The sequence below is a fragment of the Streptomyces spongiicola genome (assembly GCF_003122365.1).
Lineage (GTDB): Bacteria > Actinomycetota > Actinomycetes > Streptomycetales > Streptomycetaceae > Streptomyces > Streptomyces spongiicola.
The window spans coordinates 6,663,232-6,680,122 of record NZ_CP029254.1 but is presented as its reverse complement, the minus strand read 5'-3'; the positions used below and the strand labels follow the sequence as shown (position 1 = coordinate 6,680,122).

Sequence of the window (16,891 nt, the reverse complement as noted above, 5' to 3'; positions counted from 1 at the left end):
GCCCGCATCGTGCACCCCACCGCCGCGAAACCCGGGTGCCGGCAGCGCGATCCGGAACGCTCGGGCGCCATCTCCTTCGCCGCCTCCGACTCGATGATGTCCCTCGAACGCCCGCGACGGACTGCGCCGAACGCGTATTCTGCGGCATGGTGTTCCTCCACGGGTGAGCCACCAGTACCGATCGACTCCCCTTACGCCCGGGCGAATCCGGCTGAGATCCCGGCGGGAAGCTGCAACGGGTTCCTTCTGCAGAGGCTCAGACCCATGGCCTCGATCACGCGGGACCACTTCCGGACACTCCGATACAGAGGCGGACGACATGGCTCTCTCTGCTTATGAACAACGGGAGTGGGACCGGCTCAGGAAGCGGAAGGAGGATTCCCTCAACAAGCAGGCGAGGAGACTCCTTCCGCAGCAGGCCCGGGACCGACTCGCGGCGCTCGGCCAGAAGGCGGGGAACGCCCCGGGCGCGGACAAGGTGGTCGCCGCCTACGGCGCGGCTGCGACCGGTGTCAGCAAGGTGGTGGGAGACACCGCGAGCAGGACGGTGAGCAGGAAGAGGGTCGTCGAGCAGTATCGGCGTGCCGGACACGACATAGCCGACCTGGGCAGGATCCGTGAGCTCGACCTGCGGGTCGTCGACGATGTCGCGAAGCGCAACCTGGTTCGGTACGGCCACGCGCTCACGGCAGCGACAGCCGGCCTCGGTTCCGCCGCAGCCGTGACCGGCGGATCGGTGCTCGCCGGCGCCGGAACGGTCGCAGGCGCAGGCGCGGGTGCCGCGCCCGGAATCGGTACCGTCGCCGGGGCGATGGCCGCCGACACGGCGATGATGCTCGCGCTCGCCGCTCGAGCGGTCACCGCTACAGCCCTCTACTACGGCTACGACCCGAACGACCCCGAAGAGGAGGTCTTCGTGATGTCCGTGATCGCTCTCGGAATGTCCACGGGGACATCGGCGAAGACGGCCGCGTACGCCGAACTGTCGCAACTCACCCAGCTGCTGGTCCGAAACGCTCCCTGGGCCAAGCTGAACGAGAAGGTCCTCACCAGGATCACCCAGGCTTTCGCGACGAAGTTCATGCAGAACGTGACGAAGAAGAAGCTCGGGCAGATCGTGCCCATCGCCGGCATGGCTGTCGGCGCCGGTCTGAACTACGTGATCATCGACCGGGTCGCCGTATCCGCGCACGACGCGTATCGCGAGCGATTCCTGATCGAGAAGTCGGACGGCGACCTGATCGGTGACGTGACCTACGACGACGCCGGCACAGCGCGGGACGACGACGCGATCGGCGTGATCGAACTGCTCCGGGAGGAGGATGTTCTGCCCACGTCCACCCCGCCCGACTCCGAGGGCCAGCCGCGAGTATGACCCCGGCGAAGAGGAGACGACCCCTTGCCGACATGAGTGAGCCAAGGTGACGGTGATGCCGACGATGACGTCCGTCCCCGATCGTGACGAGGTCTTCGGCCAGGCGATCCCGTTCTACCGGGCGCGTTGGCTGCCTCTGCTGCCGGGCCCCGACTGGTGGCCCGCGGAACTCGACGCCTGCCCGACGGTGGCCGGCCGGCCCAGAGTCGACCGCACCACGGTGTTCGGCATCGCCCGTCGCTCGGGCACCGTCGAAGGCCGTCGGCACCTTCTCACCGCCTCCCTCGTCTGGGGCGCCGGAACCAGAGCCCGGTCGGTCGCCCGGTGCGCACGGGTCTTCGCGGAGTCCCCGCCCCAGGAGATCGACGAACACCTCGACGCCGCGCTGGGCGTGCTCCGGGAAGAGGGAGCCGTCGCGGCGTACTACGCCTTCAGCAACGGCCATCACATCAGGTTCCTGGGTCCGGCGTTCTTCACCAAGGTGCTCTACTTCGCCGGTCACGAACAACGCGCGGGGGCGCGGCGTCCGCTGATCCTGGACCGTTTCGTCTCCCTGGCCCTTCGGGCCGCCGACACGGGCGAGAAGTGGCCTCCTGGTGGATGGACCACACCGCGCTACGGCCGGTACCTCTCCTTCGCCCACGACCACGCCCGACGAGCGGGTGTCCTGCCGGACCAGATGAAAGCCGCGCTGTTCGCCCGAGGCAAGCAGCTCGCCTGATTCGTAAATAGAACGCGTCCAAGGTCGAGAAGACCCGTTCGCCTTCGATTTACAGGCCAACAGGGTGGGGCTCGGCCTCCGGACTACTGATCCGGCGGCATCCCCTCGCTCGTCACACCGCGCGTCACACCGCCCGGCGCGCCTGCTCGTCGGCGCTCACCGGGGCACGGGAGTCCGTGAGGATCTCCGCCCAGACCGTCTTCGTGTACGCGTCGCGGACCGTGCATCCCCAACGGTCCGCGTACGCCTGCACGAGGAGCAGCCCCCGGCCCGTTGTCTCGTCGGCTGGCCGGGGCGCCGTGTGCGGGGGCAGGCGCTCGGGGCGGGTGTCCGTCACCTCGACCCGGAAGGCGTGGGGCGGGAGGAGGAGAGTCAGGCGGAAGTCCCGGCCGGGGAGGCTGCCGTGGCGGACCGCGTTCGAGGCCAGTTCGGCAGTGACGAGGGCGACGGCGCGGGCGGCGCCGGAGTCGTGTGGGAGGCCGGTCCACTCGCTGAACTGCTCGACGGCGAGCCGACGGGCGAGGCGGGCGCCGCGTCCGGTGCCGCTGAAGCGCAGGGTCCGTTGGCGGGCGGGGAGGGGAGGCGGCGCGGCTTCGTCGGTGGTCTGGTGATGGGTCACGGCGGTCAGCATGGTGCGGTGACTCCCCCCTGACCAGCTGCGACGCCCGTACGCCGGCCTCGTCGTACGGAGGGGGTGGCGGGCGGTGGCCCCGGTTGTACGTGTCCTGTACGGGCGTTGTACGGGTCCGGTGGCGTGTCCCCCGTCCTGCGGGCCGGGTTGAACACACACCGGTGGTGACCGGCGGCGTGGGCGGCGGCATGGACGGAAGGGCGTGGGAGCGTGGGTGTGAGGACGGTACGGGACTCGCGAGCGGAACGCACGGCAGGGGCGAAGGCGAAGGACGAGGCTCCCGATCTTCCGGGCGTCTGGTCGGCGTACGGGGTTCTGCTGCAACACCTGCGCAAGCGGGCCGGGTTGAACCAGCAGCAGCTCGGGGACGCGATCGGATACTCGCTGGAGCAGGTGGCCTCGGTCGAACAGGGGCGGCGGCCGGCGAAGGCGGCGTTCACGGTGGCGGCTGACCGGGTGCTGGAGGCGGGCGGTGTGCTGGAGGTGCTTCAGGACGAGGTGGACCGGGCGAAGCTGCCCCGGTTCTTCCGCAACTTCGCGCTGATCGAGGCTGAGGTGGTGAGCCGGTTCTCGTACGATCCGCTGCTGGTGCCGGGGCTGTTGCAGACGGAGGCATACGCGCGGGCGGTGTTCGCCGGGCACTGCCCGCCGCTCAGCGAGGAGGTCGTCGACCAGCACACGGAGGCGCGGCTGAGTCGGCAGAAGCTGCTGACGCGGGTGCCCATGGCGGAGCTGTCGTTCATCGTGAGCGAGGAGGCGCTGCGGAACCCGGTGGGCGATGGGGAAGTGATGCACGGGCAGTGGCGGCACCTGCTGGAGGTCGGCGCCCGGCGGAACGTCGAGGTCCAGGTCATGCCTGTGAGGTCCGGATTCCACGTGGGCCTCAACGGCCCGTTTGTGGTGCTGGAGACGAAGGACCACAAGCACCTTGGGTACGTCGAGTCTCAAGAGGTCGGTTGCGTCATCCGTGATCCAGCCGAGGTCAGCGCCTTCGGGATGCGATATGGCAAGCTGCGCTCGCAGGCTCTGCACGGGTCCGAGTCTGCGCGGCTCATCGAACGGCTGGCGGAAGAGACATGAGCGTGGAAGGGGTGACCGAGATCGTGGACGGACTGCGCTGGTTCAAGAGCAGTTACAGCGGTTCGGGCGGCGGCGACTGTGTGGAGGTGGCTGCCGGCCTGGACGTCGTGTACGTGCGCGACTCGAAGACGGCGGACAGCGGGCCCGTGCTGCGCGTCGGAAGGGGCGAGTGGGCGGCCTTCGTTGCCCTGACCGCCGCCGGGTAGCCGTGACGGCTCCCCTCCGCACAGCCACGGAGCTGGTCCACGTCACCTGAAGTGATGTGGACCAGTCCGTGGTTCACCGATATCCGGACCACCCCGCGAGGCCATCTGCTCGTCGCGCCTGCGGATGGCCTCGGCGAACGGCCGGGCATGTGCGGGTGCTTCACCGGCCTCTTGTGCAGACCGGGGAGGAGACCTCGTCCGCGTACGTCTGGCGGTTCGACTGGCGCAGACGGTCAGGGGTCGTCCGTGATCGGCACGCCGAAGCGGTGGTCGTGCTCGGATGACCGAGCCGCGTCGCGGCCATCGCCTCCCCTCCGGAAACCCCGCAACGCCTCATCCCGGCTCCGCTGGACGGCGAGCAGGTCCACGGCGACGGTCCTCGTCGACGCGGGCGGCCCGGGACGCGGGTCAAACCCCGGGCACCCCTGGCCCGTCACGCCGCGGCCCAGCGACGTGAGCCGGTATCGCGCCGGGAGCACGTTTCCCGGAGGGAATCCCTGCATTTCCCCCGTACTCCACCCTTCGACACCCGATTGCCCATATTCATGCTGTGAACAGAGTCAATGAGCGTAGTAGCCTCTGCCACACAGCCGCCCATCAGCCCAAGGCCCGTCCCCCGGCCCCGCCCGAACCCGACCCCTCCCACCAGCCACCAGCCACCAGCCACCAGCCACCAGCCCTCGGAGACTGTCGATGCGTACAACCGGTTCCGTACCCGTCAGCCTGGCCGAGATCGCCCGGATCGCCGGTGTGGGGCGTGCCGCGGTGAGCAACTGGCGGCGGCGCCACGACTCGTTCCCGATCCGCATCGGCGGCACGGACGTCAGCCCTCAGTTCTCCCTGGCCGAGGTCGAACGGTGGCTGCGGAACAACGGCAAGCTCGACAGCATCGCCGGACGGGAACTCCTGTGGCCCCGGTTCGAGGCGCTGGGCAGCAGGAACGATTCGGGCCTGGCCATCGCCGAGGCCGCCCATCGCATGCGTGCCCCCCGTGCGCGCATCTCGCAGGCGGAACTCACCGCGGAGGCGCGGAGGTTGACGGACGAGGCGGCGAAGCTGGGACGCAGTGAGGGAGCGCGGGCGACGTTCGAGTTCCTGCTCCAGCGGTGGCTCGAGACGCATGTCCGCCAGCTGAGCACAACGCCGCCGCCGCTCGCCGCCCTCATGGCGCGGATCGCGCTCGGTGTCCGCGTCGGCGGGCACGACGAGGAACTCACCGCCCTGGACCCTGCGTGCGGCACCGGCCATCTGGCGGCCGCCGCCGTGCAGGAGTGCGGGGATCGAAGCCTGACGCTGCTGGCCTGTGAGCGAGACCCCGCGCTTGCCGCACTGGCCTCCGCCCGGCTGGCGTTCGTCGGGGACGGACACGACGTCCGTACGGAGATCGCCGCGGCGGACGCCCTGCGCGAGGACCCCTTCACGGGGGCGCGAGCGGACATCGTGCTGTGCAATCCGCCGTTCAACGAACGTGACTGGGGGTACGAGGAACTCGCCACCGACCAGCGCTGGGCACACGGGCTCCCTCCCCGCACCGAGCCGGAACTCGCCTGGGTGCAGCACGTGCTCGCCCATCTCAAGCCCGGCGGAGCGGGCGTCGTCGTCCTGCCTCCCGCGGTCGCCTCGCGCAAGGCCGGCCGACGCATCCGAGGCTCGCTGCTGCGCACCGGCGCACTGCGGGCCGTGGTGGCCCTGCCACCCGGCAGCGCCCAGCCGCACAGCGTCCGCCTTCAACTGTGGGTCCTCAGAGCCGCCTCGGACGACCCCGGTGCGGTTCCACCGGGGCAGGACGCGCTCCTCGTCGACGCGACGCGCTTCGCGCGAGCCGGTACGCGTGAACCCGGCCCGCACTGGGAGTCCCTTCAGTCCTTCGTGCTCTCCGCTCTTCAGGCCCTCGACCGTCCGGACGCGGATCTGCCGGACGGCGCCGCCCGGGTTCCCCTCCTGGACCTCCTGGACGACGAGGTTGACGTCACCCCCGGGCGCTACACGCCGGCCGGCACGGAGCCGTCCGGGCTCGAACTCGCGGCCGCCTGGCGGGATCTGGAGACGGTGCTGACCGGCCTGGCCCGGCGCGCCCGGCGGTTGTCGGAGCTGGGGTTCGCCACCGGCGGGCCGCAGACGACGGTCGGCGTGGGAGACCTCGTCAAGGCCGGCGCCGTGTCCTTGCGGGCGGGGCAGCAGCCGCTGGACGGCGCCGCGGCGCCCGGCAGTGCCTTCGTACCCCTCCTCACCGTCGCCGACCTGGTGTCGGACGGCACTCCGAGCGGATCCGTCGCAGCCGGATCGGCGCCGGTGATCGCCGAGAGGGGCGACGTGGTGGTCGCCGGTGTCGTACGCGCGTTCAGGGCGTGGGTGCACGAAGGGCCGCCGACGGCCCTGGGGCCCCAGCTCTACGCCCTGCGGGTGGACCCGGCGAAGCTGGACGCCCGCTTTCTCGCCGGCTGCCTGAGCGCACCCTCCAACGGACGGCAGGCCGGCACCCATGCCTCCAGTTCGTCGCGGGTCGACATCCGGCGTCTGCAGGTGCTCCAGCTGCCCCTGGGGGAGCAGTCGGCGTACGCCCGGGCCTTCCGCGACCTCGGTGCCTTCGAAGCGCTGCTCGCGCACGCCGGGGGCACGGGCAAGGGCCTGGTGAGCGACGTGGCCGACCTGCTCGCCGCAGGCGGGCTGGACGGCTGAGGCCGCCGCGGGCGATCGCCCGGGGTGTTCGCCCGGGGTGTTCGCCCGGGGGCCTCCGGGAGCAGATCGAGCGCGGCCTCCTCGCGCGGGGCGGCTCCCGCGCGTCCATGCCGGGAGCCCGTCAGGATAATGACATCCATTTTCATGTATCGTCTGCTACCCACCGCACACCACTCACCCCCGGAGGCCCCCATGGCCGTGCCCAAACGCAGGATGTCGCGCAGCAACACCCGCCACCGCCGCGCGCGGTGGAAGGCAGCGACCCCTCAGCCGGTGACCGTCACGGTGGACGGCGTGCCCTACCGGGTCCCCCAGCGGCCGGCCAGGGCGTACGAGCGCGGCCTGCTCCGCCCCGAAGGCTGACCCCGCATGACCCACGCCCCCTCGCCGCGCCTTCCCGTCACCGTGCTGTCCGGGTTCCTCGGCGCCGGCAAGACCACCCTGCTCAACCACGTCCTGACCAACCGAGAGGGCCTGCGCGTCGCCGTCATCGTCAACGACATGAGCGAAGTCAACATCGACGCCGCCCTCGTACGCGGCGGCGACGCGTCGCTGTCGCGGACCGAGGAACGCCTGGTCGAGATGACCAACGGATGCATCTGCTGCACCCTGCGCGACGACCTGCTGGAGGAAGTGGACCGGCTGGCGCGCGAGGGGCGCTTCGACTACCTCCTCATCGAGTCCTCCGGCATCTCCGAGCCCATGCCGGTCGCCGCCACCTTCGCCTTCGCCCGCGACGACGGAGCCACCCTCGGCGACCTGGCAAGGCTGGACACCATGGTCACGGTCGTGGACGCCGTCAACTTCCTGCCCGAGCTGGACGGTGGCGACGAACTGGCCGCACGGGGCCTGGACCAGTACGAGGACGACGAACGCACGGTCAGCGACCTGCTGATGGACCAGATCGAGTTCGCCGACGTCATCGTGCTCAACAAGCTCGACCTCGTCGACACCCGCTCCGCCGACCGGCTCGGGGCCACCCTGGCCCGCCTCAACCCGGCCGCCCGGATCGTACCGGCCGTGCGGGGCCGCGTCCCGGTCGGCGAGATCCTGGGCACGGCCCGCTTCGACCTGGAACGGGCCCAGCAGGCCCCGGGCTGGGTGCGGGAACTCAACGGCGACCATGTCCCCGAGACCGAGGAGTACGGCATCTCCTCGACCGTCTTCCGCTCCACGAGGCCCTTCCACCCCGGACGGCTGTGGACGTTCGTCACCCGGACACTGGACAGCGGCGCCCACGGGCAGGTCCTGCGCTCCAAGGGCTTCTTCACCCTGGCCAGCCGACCGCGTGTGACGGGCCTGTGGTCCCAGGCCGGCTCCGTGGCGCGCTTCGAGCCCTCCTCCGCCCGTGACACCGACCACCCCCACGCCCAGGAACTGGTCTTCATCGGCACCCACCTGGACACGGCGGGGCTGCGGGCGGCCCTGGCCGACTGCCTCATGCGGGAGGGCGAGCCTCCGCCCGCCTCCGACCCCTTCCCCGCCTGGGAGACCTACGGCTTCGACGAGAGCTGCGCACACGAGCACGGGCCGCTCAGCGGCGTGACGGGGCACTGAGACCCCGGGCCGGACGGTGGTCGCAGCCACGGCACCGTCCGGCCCGGCAGACGATGACCGCTGTCGCGGCGCAGCGGCTCACCCCAGGTCGAGGACTACCGGCCCGGCCGCTTTCGCCTGCCCCGACGTCAGCCGTGGCCGCTCCGGGGGCGGGGCCACCGGCCGCGACCCGGCGGAGCCGCCGGCCGCGACCCGGTGGGGTCGCGGCCGGCGGCTCCGCTCTCCTGCGAACGGTACGGCTACCAGGACGACTTGGTGACCCCGGGGAGGAAGCCGGCGTGGGCCTGCTCGCGCACCCGCACCCGGGACAGGCCGAACTTGCGCAGGTGGCCGCGCGGCCGCCCGTCCACGCTGTCCCGGTTGCGCACCCGGGTCGCACTCGCGTTGCGGGGCTGGCGCCGGAGTTCCGCCGCGGCCGCCCGGCGCTCGTCGTCGGTGGAGGACGGGCGGCGGATGACCTCCTTCAGCTCCGCACGGCGGGCCGCGTACCGCTCGACGGTCGCCTTGCGCTTCTCGTTCTGCGCGATCTTGCTCTTCTTGGCCATCAGACCTTCACTCCCCGGGCGCGGATACGGGCCACGGCCGCCTCGATGCCGATGCTGTCGATGGTCTTGATCGCCTTGGCGCTGAGCGTCAGCCGGACATGGCGGCCCTCACTCGGCAGCCAGTAGCGCTTGCGCTGGATGTTCGGGTCGAACCGGCGCGAGGTGCGCCGGTGCGAGTGGGAGATGGTGTTGCCGAAGCCCGGCTTGGCGCCGGTCAGCTGGCAGTGGGCGGACAAGGTGTTACCTGCCTCTCTTCGAGCGGATACTTTTTGGTAATGGAAACCATTCCCATATAGTACCCCGCATGGCTCGCAACGAGGTACGCCCGATCATCAAGCTCCGCTCCACCGCGGGAACCGGCTACACGTACGTCACCCGCAAGAACCGGCGCAACGACCCCGACCGCATGGTCCTGCGCAAGTACGACCCGATCGCCCGGCGCCACGCCGACTTCCGCGAGGAACGCTGACCCCCCGCGCACCACCACCACCGCCGCCGGCCGACCGGGCCACCCGCCCACCGGGCCACCGGGCCACCGGGCCACCGGGCCGCCTGCACCAGGCACCGGGCATCGGGCACCGACCCGACGCGCACCGACCCGCGCCGACGCGCACCGACTTCCGACCGCACCGACCACCGACCACCGACCACCGACCCGCAACGACCACCGACCACCGACCCGCACCGAAGGACACCCGATGAAGCCCGGAATCCACCCCGCGTACGGTCCCGTCGTCTTCCGCGACCGCGCCGCCGACTACGCCTTCCTCACCCGCTCCACCATGACCAGCGACAAGACCGTCGAGTGGGAGGACGGCAACACCTACCCCGTCGTCGACGTCGAGATCTCGAACGTGAGCCACCCCTTCTACACGGGGACCGCCCGCGTCCTGGACACCGCCGGCCGGGTCGAGCGGTTCGAGCGCCGCTACGGCCGGCGCGGAGCGCTCTGATGCGGCACGAAGGCGCGCTGCCCGTCGTCATCGTCGGCGGGCTCCACTCCGAGGCCCGCCGGGAGGTCGTGGACCGCCTCCTGCACAGCGTCCCCGGCAGCGTCGCCCTCCACCACGACCTGTCCACGGCCGCCGAACACGGCACCGTCCTGCGCCGGGTGCGCGACGCCTCGGGCGAGCTGTCCCGCGGCGACACCCCGCTGGTCAACGACTGCGCGTGCTGCGCGCTGCGCGAGGACCTGGTGCCCGAGCTGGAACGGCTGGCCGGCGCCGACCTGGCCCGGCTCGCCGTCGTCGAACTGTGGGACTCCGTCGAACCCAGGTCGATGGCCGAGGTCGTCGCCGCGCACGGCGGCGACGCCGTCCACCTCACCAACGTGATCACGGCCGTCGACCCGGCCCTCGTCCTGCCCTGCCTCGCCAACGGCGACGACCTGGCCGAGGCCGGCCTCGCCGCCGCCCCCAACGATCAGCGCACCGTCGGCGACACCTGGGCCAGGCAACTGGAGTACGCCCCCGTCCTGGCCCTCGTGGACGGCGAGGACGCCGACGACGGCGACCGCGCCCTGCTCGCCCAGCTGCATCCCACCGCCCGGCGCCTGCGGGCCGACTCGGCGGAGTTCGCGGAGCTGGCGTTCGCCGGCTTCGACGTCGAGGCGGCCGCCGCGGCCCAGCACCCGGCCTGCGCCCTGCTCCCCCAGGAGGCCGACGAAGCGGGCGTCACCACCTTCGTCTGGCGCCGGCACCGCCCCTTCCACCCCGAACGGCTGTACAAGGCGCTGGAAGACCTCTGCTGCGCCGCCGCTCGCAGCCGCGGCCGGTTCTGGCTCGCCGATCGCCCCGACACCCTGCTCGCCTGGGACGCGGCCGGCGGGGCCCTGTGCGTGGAGAGTGCCGGACCCTGGCTCGCCTCCCTGCCGGACGCCGCCTGGGAGATGGTCCCGCCCGTACGCCGGGCCGCCGCCGCCCTCGACTGGCACCCCGAACACGGCGACCGCTGCCAGCACCTCGTCTTCACCTCCCCCGGCCTCGATCGCGACGGACTGGCCCGGGTCCTCGAGTCCTGCCTGCTCACCGACGCCGAGTACGCAGCAGGACCCGAGGCCTGGAAGCACCTCCCGGCCGCCTTCGACGCCCTCCTCGACCCCGTCGCATGACCGGACCGTCCGACATCTGAAACAGGAGCGCCCATGGCCCGCCGCAACGACCCCCGCAAGCCTTCGAAGCCCCGCCCCAACCCGCTGGACGCGGCGGGGATCACCTACATCGACTACAAGGACACCGACCTGCTGCGGAAGTTCATCTCCGACCGCGGCAAGATCCGCAGCCGCCGTGTCACCCGCGTCACCGCCCAGCAGCAGCGGCAGCTCGCCGCGGCCATCAAGAACGCCCGGGAGATGGCGCTCCTTCCGTACTCGATCCGGTAGAACCCCGTCGTACCGCGAAGGCGCCGATCCCCCCGGGGGACGGCCGGTTCTTCGGGGTGCGGCGGTGAGTGCGCGGAAACGCGCCCCCGAGTCGGGGGCGCGTTTCCGGGTGGACCGGAACGGAGCCCGGCCGGTGGTCGTCAGGGCGCCGCTCTTACCGCGAGCGAGCGCGGTACGCGGACCGGGATCGCCACCGTTCGCTTCGCCTGCGAGGGGCGGGCGACACGGCAGGGGATCGGGCCCCGTCCGGAGCACCACCGGAGCACCACCGGCGCACGTCCGGAGCACCACCTGAGCGCGACCGGCGCACGACCGGCGCACCACCGGACGCGACGTGAAGTCCGGGCGGGACCGGCACACAGTACACGATTTCCTGTATTCAGGATCTCGTGTACTGTCCTGGTGTGCTGACTGTTGCCTCCGACATCGAGGTGCTGGCCCGCTTCGGCCGCGCGCTCGCCGACCCCATCCGCTGCCGTGTCCTGCTCGCCCTGCGCGACGCCCCGGCCTACCCGGCCGACCTGGCCGACGCCCTCGGCATCTCCCGCACCCGGCTCTCCAACCACCTCGCCTGCCTGCGCGACTGCGGCATGGTCGTGGCCGTCCCCGACGGGCGGCGGACGCGGTACGAGATCGCCGACGAGCGCCTCGGCCACGCCCTGGACGACCTGCGCACCGCCGTCGTGGCGGTGCAGACCGGCCGCACGTGCGCGGACGCCGCCGAGAAGGGGTGCTGCTGACCGTGACCGCGGAGACCCCGATACCCCCCGGCCCCTCCCCGGTCCGACGCGAGGCGCTCTCCCGCCGCATACGGTTCCTGGTCGCCGCCACCATCACCTACAACGTCGTCGAGGCCGTCGTCGCGATCACCGCCGGAACGATCGCCTCCTCGACCGCCCTGATCGGCTTCGGACTCGACTCGGTGATCGAGGTGTCCTCCGCAGCCGCCGTCGCCTGGCAGTTCTCGGCCTCCGACCACACCGTCCGCGAAGCCCGCGAGCAACGCGCCCTGCGGATCATCGCGGTCTCCTTCTTCGCGCTCGCCGCCTACGTCACCTTCGACGCAGTCCGCGCGCTGGCCGGCACCGGCGAGGCCGAGCACTCGATCCCCGGCATCGTCATCGCCGCCCTGTCCCTCGCGGTCATGCCGTTCCTTTCCGCCGCCCAGCGCCGGGCCGGGCGCGAACTCGGCTCCGCCTCGGCCGTCGCGGACTCCCGGCAGACCCTGCTGTGCACCTACCTCTCCGCCGTACTCCTGGTGGGCCTCGTCCTCAACGCCGCCCTCGGCTGGTCCTGGGCCGACCCGCTCGCCGCCCTCGCCATCGCCGGCATCGCCGTGAGGGAAGGCCTCGACGCCTGGCAGGGCAAGGGCTGCTGCGCACCCAACGCCGCAGCCGCACCCACCACCACCGCCGTCGGAGCGGCCGCCACCACCGTAGGAGCCGCCACCACCACCGCCGTCGGCGTCGAGGCGGGCGTCAAGGCGGGCGCCGGATGCGGCGGGTGCGCGTCCGGATGCGGCTGCTGCGGCTAGCGGCGGCGCGGGAGCGACCATCCGCAGTCGCACGGGCAGGCGCGGGCGCCCTCGAAGCGGCGGAGCGCAGCGGACCGCCTCGCGCGCCACGCCGCCGGCCCCGTCCGGGCCACCGGCCCACCGGGCCCCCGTGGTGCGACGCAGCGGCCACGGGGGGCCAACAGGTGCGCTTGGCGGCCCTGTTCGGCGACGCACCCATCCTCCCGCACTAAGATGACAACGATTACCGTATGCATTACTTTTCGGTGCCGAGCGCCCCGGCCCCTTGGGGGCGGGCAGTCGGCACGACATCCGCGGCGTTCGGCCGGCCAGGCCGGCCGGTCCCCGCTTCCCGGGAGGTGGGCGTCCTGCGTGACGCACCGACGACGAATCCACCGGCACCACGGCGCAGCACACGCCAGCGCAAGGCCGTGCTGAGCGCGCTGCACGCCCACGGCGGCTTCGCCTCCGCCCGGGACCTGCACGGGGCCCTCGAAGCCGGCGGCACCGCCATCGGCCTGACCACGGTGTACCGGACGCTGCACGCCCTGGAGCACACCGGACAGGTCGACGTCATCCGCGAGCGGACCGGGGAACGCCGCTACCGGCCCCGGCCCCCCGAGGGGCACCGGCACTACCTCGTCTGCCGCGGCTGCGGCCTCAGCAGGGTGGTGGAGGCGGAGACGGTGGAACGCTGGGCGGAGGACGTGGCCGAGACCACGGGGTTCGCCGAGGTGGAACACACCGTGGAACTGACGGGCATCTGCGTCCGCTGCCACGTCAGCCCGGCCGCGTAGGGAACGGCCGGACCGCGCCGCGCGGCCGGCTCACCGGCGTGCGAGGCACCGGTGCCTCGCACGCGCACCCGGCAGGGGATCGCCGACCCGCCGCGCCCTGTGCCGTACCCGCTGGCCGCGCACGCGCACCCGCCGGTCCGGCGGTCCGGTAGTCCGGCAGTCGGCGGTCCGGCAGCCGGCGGTCCGGCAGCCGACGGTCCGGCGGGCGGCGGTCCGGCGGGCGGGACCGCTCGGCACGCCGCCGAGGGCGGGACCGCCCGGGAGTTCGCGCGATGGCCGCCCGGGCGGCCGGACCGGAGAGGACCGCCGCACCGGAGGGCGCACGTCCGTCTCGGCAGCGCGTGCCCCGCCGCCGAGGCGGGCCGACTCCGGGTGAGGAGTGCGCCGGTGGGTATCCGGGCGGCGGCGACCGGATGACATGCTTGCGTGCGTGTCAGCACGCGAACCGACCGCGCTCACCCTCACCCAGTTCGCCCGCCCGGCCGAACTCTCCGGCGCCCTCAGGCGGGAACTCGCCGAGTGCTGGGCCGCGGTGGTCAATGCCGGCGGGGCGGTCATCCCGGCGGACTGTCCACCGCCGCCCCTGGTCCCGGCGGATGTGGCAGCTGCCGTGGACCACGTCGCCGAGCGCCTGGCGCCCGAGCACTGCAGGCTGCTGGTGGCCGCCCTGGAGGGCTCCGTCGAGGACTCCGTCGCGGGGTCCGAAGCGGGGTCCGAAGCGGGGTCCGTCGCCGGGTGCGAAGCGGGGTCCGTCGCGGGCTGGCTGGTCGTCCGGCGCGAAGGGCATCCGCTCGAAGCACACTGCGGAGTGCTGAACCACGTGCAGACGCGGGTACACCTCAGGCGCCGGGGGATCGGGGCCGCGCTGATGGGCGAGGCGCGCCGCGTCGCGCGGGAGGAGATGGGCCTCGAACGCCTCAAGTTGTCGGTACGGGCGGGCCTGGGACTGGAGGAGTTCTACCGGCGGGCGGGCTGGACCGAGGTCGGCCGCTGGCCGGGGGCGCTGCGCCTGGCGCCGGGAGACGACCGCGACGAGATCCTGATGAGCCTCGCGCTTTGAGTCCTCCTCTCCCGGCAGGGGAGTGGTCCGTCCGGGTGACCGGTCCGGTCACTGGTGCACATGGGCGCGCTGCCCGTCGCGGTCGAAGACCATGATCAACTCGGCGGGGCCGTCCAGGGCCGTGAACGCGTGCGGGACCATCGTCGCGAACTCGGCCGCCTCCCCCGCGTCGACGTCGATCCGCCGGTCGCCCAGCCACAACCGCACACGCCCCTCGAGCACGAGGAACCAGTCGTGGCCCGGGTGCACTCGCCGGCTGGGCGGGGTGCCGGACGGCTCGAGGCGCATCTTCATCGCGACCGTGCGGCCGTCCGGACGGCTCAGCGGCCACGTCGTCCGCGTGCCGCTGCTGTGCGCGACCGGACGGATGACGACGTCGTCGTCGTCGGGCACCTCGAAGAGCACGTCGAAACTCATCTGGAGGGCGTTGGCCAGCGGCACGAGCACGTCGAGGCTCAGCGCGCGTCTGCCCGTCTCGACGCGGCTGATGGTCGACGGGCTGAGGTTGGTGAGCCTGCCCAACTCGTCGAGGGAGTAGCCCAGGGTGGTGCGCATGCTGCGCAGGCGCGCCCGCGCCAGGGCCTCGATGTCGGCGACTCCGTTCACACACCCATCCTGGCACGCCTTGCTGATTATGCAAGAGGCTTTGCCGAGAACGTCGGGCGCCGTACCGTCGGACCCATGAGCGACGATCCCGCACAGAGCCCGCACCCGGTCCGTTCCGAGCACACCGAACACGTCGGCCACGCCCAGCATCCCGCCCTCGAACGCCACTGCGACGTCGCCGTGATCGGCGGCTCGGCCGCCGGTCTCGCCGCCGCCCTCCAGATCTCCCGCCAGCGGCGCAGCGTCCTCGTGGTCGACGACGGCACCCCGCGCAACGCCCCGGCTGCGCACATGCACGGCTATCTGGGCCGCGAGGGCGTCCCGCCCGGCGAACTGACGGAGGCCGGGCGCGCGGAGGTACGCGCGTACGGCGGGGAGGTGCTCTCCGGCCGGGTCGTGGGGGTGCACCGCCGCGACGACGGCCGGTTCCGGCTCGACCTCACCGGCGGGCACGTGCTGGTGGCCCGCCGCGTGCTCGCCGCGACCGGCCTGTCAGACGAACTCCCCGCGATCGACGGAGTCGCCGAGGGATGGGGGCGCGGCGTGATCCACTGTCCGTTCTGCCATGGCTTCGAGGTGCGCGACCGGCGCCTGGTGCAGATCGTCACGCACCCGCTGGGCCTCCACCCGACCCCGCTGTTCCGGCATCTGACCGATCGGCTGACCGTCGTGCTGCACAACCCGACCGGACTCGACCGGGAAGCCGTCGAAGACCTTGCCGCCTCCGGTGTCGCCGTCGAGCGCGGCGAGGTCGGCCGGGTGCTCACCGGGCCGGACGGCGAGGTGTCCGGGGTCGAACTCGGCGACGGCCGCGTCCTCGAGGCGGACGCCGTCGCGGTCGGCCCGAGGTTCCGGGCACGCGCCGACGTGCTGGCCGGGGCCGGGCTCGGCACCACCCCGCACCGGAGCGGCGCCGGCGACGTCCTGGCGGTCGACCCGCGGGGCGAGACCGCCGTACCGGGGATCTACGCGGCCGGCAACATCACCGACCCGAGCCTGCAGGTGCTGCCGTCGGCCGCCCAGGGCAGCCAGGTCGGAGCCGTGATCGCCTTCAGCCTCGCCGAGGAGGATCTGCGCGCCGCCGTCCGGCACTCGGGCGAGCAGGCCGATTGGGACCACCGCTACGGGGGACCCGACCGAGCGTGGAGCACCAACCCCAACGGCACGCTCGTCCACGAGGCCGGCGCCCTGGCCCCGGGCCGGGCGCTCGACGTCGGAACCGGCGAGGGCGCCGACGCCCTCTGGCTGGCCGAGCACGGCTGGAAGGTGACCGCCACCGACATCTCGGGCAACGCGCTCGCCCGGGTGCGCGCCGAGGCCGAACGCCGCGGGCTTGCGGTCGAGTTGGCACGCGGCGACGTGGGCGACCCCGCCCCCTTCGGCACCGAGACCTTCGACCTGGTCTCGCTGCAGTACGGCTCGTTCAAGCGCACGCCCGACCAGCGCGGTCTGCGCAGCCTGCTCGCCGCCGTCGCCCCGGGCGGCACGCTCCTGGTCGTGCACCACGACCTCACCCCCCTGCGCGAACCGGTGGACGTGGCGGCCCAGAGCCGGATGTACGACCCGGAGGCGTTCGTCGGGGTCGACGAGATCGCCGCCGCGCTCAGCGCCGACCCCGGCACCTGGCGGGTCGAGATCCACGAGACCCGGCCACGGCCCCCCGGCGCGGCCAGCACCCACCACGTCGACGACGTCGTACTGCGCGCGACCCGACGAGCGGTCTGACCGCGCTGCCGGATCC

General features: G+C 72.6%; 20 protein-coding genes. 16 read left to right on the top strand and 4 right to left on the bottom strand.

Annotated elements, in window-relative coordinates; all coding sequences use genetic code 11:
• The first annotated feature begins 319 nt into the window (after positions 1 to 319).
• The gene (locus DDQ41_RS29025) at positions 320 to 1,375 is read left to right on the top strand and encodes an EcsC family protein (protein WP_109297126.1); all 1,056 of its coding nucleotides are present in this window, start codon (positions 320 to 322) and stop codon (positions 1,373 to 1,375) included.
• Between the two features lie 55 nt (positions 1,376 to 1,430).
• Positions 1,431 to 2,096 (top strand): 8-oxoguanine DNA glycosylase OGG fold protein, encoded by a 666-nt coding sequence (locus DDQ41_RS29020; RefSeq protein ID WP_162602759.1) that lies wholly within the window; start codon positions 1,431 to 1,433, stop codon positions 2,094 to 2,096.
• A 124-nt stretch (positions 2,097 to 2,220) separates the two neighbouring features.
• Here the strand turns inward: DDQ41_RS29020 and DDQ41_RS29015 are convergent, their stop codons facing one another.
• Entirely contained in the window at positions 2,221 to 2,715 is a 495-nt protein-coding gene (locus tag DDQ41_RS29015; protein WP_262508606.1) for an ATP-binding protein, read from the bottom strand.
• Between the two features lie 222 nt (positions 2,716 to 2,937).
• Between DDQ41_RS29015 and DDQ41_RS29010 the strand changes: the two genes are divergently transcribed.
• From DDQ41_RS29010 to DDQ41_RS28985, 5 genes are all read left to right on the top strand, one after another.
• Positions 2,938 to 3,807, top strand: coding sequence for a helix-turn-helix domain-containing protein (locus DDQ41_RS29010; protein ID WP_262508605.1), 870 nt, complete (start codon positions 2,938 to 2,940; stop codon positions 3,805 to 3,807).
• Positions 3,804 to 4,013, top strand: coding sequence for a DUF397 domain-containing protein (locus DDQ41_RS29005; RefSeq protein WP_109297124.1), 210 nt, complete (start codon positions 3,804 to 3,806; stop codon positions 4,011 to 4,013). Before DDQ41_RS29010 ends, DDQ41_RS29005 begins: the two co-directional genes overlap by 4 nt.
• A 693-nt stretch (positions 4,014 to 4,706) precedes the next feature.
• A complete protein-coding gene (locus tag DDQ41_RS28995) occupies positions 4,707 to 6,692 on the top strand; it encodes an N-6 DNA methylase (RefSeq protein WP_109297122.1) in 1,986 nt (661 codons plus the stop codon).
• Between the two features lie 192 nt (positions 6,693 to 6,884).
• Complete coding sequence (gene rpmF, locus DDQ41_RS28990) at positions 6,885 to 7,055, top strand: 50S ribosomal protein L32 (protein ID WP_109297121.1); 171 nt, start codon at positions 6,885 to 6,887, stop codon at positions 7,053 to 7,055.
• 6 nt (positions 7,056 to 7,061) lie between these two features.
• The gene (locus DDQ41_RS28985) at positions 7,062 to 8,249 is read left to right on the top strand and encodes a GTP-binding protein (protein WP_109297120.1); all 1,188 of its coding nucleotides are present in this window, start codon (positions 7,062 to 7,064) and stop codon (positions 8,247 to 8,249) included.
• Positions 8,250 to 8,488: 239 nt separating this feature from the next.
• Here the strand turns inward: DDQ41_RS28985 and rpsN are convergent, their stop codons facing one another.
• Entirely contained in the window at positions 8,489 to 8,794 is a 306-nt protein-coding gene (rpsN, locus tag DDQ41_RS28980) for a 30S ribosomal protein S14 (RefSeq protein WP_109297119.1), read from the bottom strand.
• On the bottom strand, positions 8,794 to 9,030 hold the full coding sequence (gene rpmB, locus DDQ41_RS28975; protein ID WP_109297118.1) for a 50S ribosomal protein L28: 237 nt from the start codon (positions 9,028 to 9,030) through the stop codon (positions 8,794 to 8,796). Before rpmB ends, rpsN begins: the two co-directional genes overlap by 1 nt.
• A 68-nt stretch (positions 9,031 to 9,098) precedes the next feature.
• On the opposite strand from rpmB, the gene rpmG reads away from it, so the two are divergent.
• From rpmG to DDQ41_RS28935, 8 genes are all read left to right on the top strand, one after another.
• A complete protein-coding gene (gene rpmG / locus DDQ41_RS28970) occupies positions 9,099 to 9,263 on the top strand; it encodes a 50S ribosomal protein L33 (protein ID WP_109297117.1) in 165 nt (54 codons plus the stop codon).
• A gap of 229 nt (positions 9,264 to 9,492) precedes the next feature.
• Positions 9,493 to 9,747 (top strand): type B 50S ribosomal protein L31, encoded by a 255-nt coding sequence (locus DDQ41_RS28965; protein WP_109297116.1) that lies wholly within the window; start codon positions 9,493 to 9,495, stop codon positions 9,745 to 9,747.
• Entirely contained in the window at positions 9,747 to 10,904 is a 1,158-nt protein-coding gene (locus tag DDQ41_RS28960) for a CobW family GTP-binding protein (RefSeq protein ID WP_109297115.1), read from the top strand. Before DDQ41_RS28965 ends, DDQ41_RS28960 begins: the two co-directional genes overlap by 1 nt.
• A gap of 33 nt (positions 10,905 to 10,937) precedes the next feature.
• On the top strand, positions 10,938 to 11,174 hold the full coding sequence (gene rpsR, locus DDQ41_RS28955; RefSeq protein WP_109297114.1) for a 30S ribosomal protein S18: 237 nt from the start codon (positions 10,938 to 10,940) through the stop codon (positions 11,172 to 11,174).
• A gap of 404 nt (positions 11,175 to 11,578) precedes the next feature.
• A complete protein-coding gene (locus tag DDQ41_RS28950) occupies positions 11,579 to 11,914 on the top strand; it encodes an ArsR/SmtB family transcription factor (protein WP_109297113.1) in 336 nt (111 codons plus the stop codon).
• Between the two features lie 2 nt (positions 11,915 to 11,916).
• Positions 11,917 to 12,708, top strand: coding sequence for a cation transporter (locus DDQ41_RS28945; RefSeq protein ID WP_162602758.1), 792 nt, complete (start codon positions 11,917 to 11,919; stop codon positions 12,706 to 12,708).
• A gap of 338 nt (positions 12,709 to 13,046) precedes the next feature.
• On the top strand, positions 13,047 to 13,484 hold the full coding sequence (locus DDQ41_RS28940; protein WP_109297112.1) for a Fur family transcriptional regulator: 438 nt from the start codon (positions 13,047 to 13,049) through the stop codon (positions 13,482 to 13,484).
• Between the two features lie 430 nt (positions 13,485 to 13,914).
• Positions 13,915 to 14,544 carry a GNAT family N-acetyltransferase gene (locus tag DDQ41_RS28935; RefSeq protein ID WP_262508604.1) on the top strand — a complete coding sequence of 210 codons (630 nt, stop codon included), beginning with the start codon at positions 13,915 to 13,917 and terminating at the stop codon, positions 14,542 to 14,544.
• Positions 14,545 to 14,592: 48 nt separating this feature from the next.
• Here the strand turns inward: DDQ41_RS28935 and DDQ41_RS28930 are convergent, their stop codons facing one another.
• Positions 14,593 to 15,150: a helix-turn-helix domain-containing protein gene (locus DDQ41_RS28930; RefSeq protein WP_109297110.1), complete on the bottom strand. Its 558-nt coding sequence runs from the start codon at positions 15,148 to 15,150 to the stop codon at positions 14,593 to 14,595.
• Positions 15,151 to 15,225: 75 nt separating this feature from the next.
• Here DDQ41_RS28930 and DDQ41_RS28925 point away from each other — a divergent pair, with 75 nt between their 5' ends.
• Positions 15,226 to 16,875 (top strand): FAD-dependent oxidoreductase, encoded by a 1,650-nt coding sequence (locus DDQ41_RS28925; RefSeq protein WP_109297109.1) that lies wholly within the window; start codon positions 15,226 to 15,228, stop codon positions 16,873 to 16,875.
• Positions 16,876 to 16,891 lie beyond the last annotated feature (16 nt).

Excerpts from the sequence above, each read along its gene's own strand:
- DDQ41_RS29025 (WP_109297126.1), top strand. The coding sequence starts at position 320 with ATGGCTCTCTCTGCTTATGAACAACGGGAGTGGGACCGGCTCAGGAAG.
- DDQ41_RS29020 (WP_162602759.1), top strand. The coding sequence starts at position 1,431 with ATGCCGACGATGACGTCCGTCCCCGATCGTGACGAGGTCTTCGGCCAG.
- DDQ41_RS29005 (WP_109297124.1), top strand. The coding sequence starts at position 3,804 with ATGAGCGTGGAAGGGGTGACCGAGATCGTGGACGGACTGCGCTGGTTC.
- DDQ41_RS28995 (WP_109297122.1), top strand. The coding sequence starts at position 4,707 with ATGCGTACAACCGGTTCCGTACCCGTCAGCCTGGCCGAGATCGCCCGG.
- rpmF (WP_109297121.1), top strand. The coding sequence starts at position 6,885 with ATGGCCGTGCCCAAACGCAGGATGTCGCGCAGCAACACCCGCCACCGC.
- DDQ41_RS28985 (WP_109297120.1), top strand. The coding sequence starts at position 7,062 with ATGACCCACGCCCCCTCGCCGCGCCTTCCCGTCACCGTGCTGTCCGGG.
- rpsN (WP_109297119.1), bottom strand. The coding sequence starts at position 8,794 with ATGGCCAAGAAGAGCAAGATCGCGCAGAACGAGAAGCGCAAGGCGACC.
- rpmG (WP_109297117.1), top strand. The coding sequence starts at position 9,099 with ATGGCTCGCAACGAGGTACGCCCGATCATCAAGCTCCGCTCCACCGCG.
- DDQ41_RS28965 (WP_109297116.1), top strand. The coding sequence starts at position 9,493 with ATGAAGCCCGGAATCCACCCCGCGTACGGTCCCGTCGTCTTCCGCGAC.
- DDQ41_RS28960 (WP_109297115.1), top strand. The coding sequence starts at position 9,747 with ATGCGGCACGAAGGCGCGCTGCCCGTCGTCATCGTCGGCGGGCTCCAC.
- rpsR (WP_109297114.1), top strand. The coding sequence starts at position 10,938 with ATGGCCCGCCGCAACGACCCCCGCAAGCCTTCGAAGCCCCGCCCCAAC.
- DDQ41_RS28925 (WP_109297109.1), top strand. The coding sequence starts at position 15,226 with ATGAGCGACGATCCCGCACAGAGCCCGCACCCGGTCCGTTCCGAGCAC.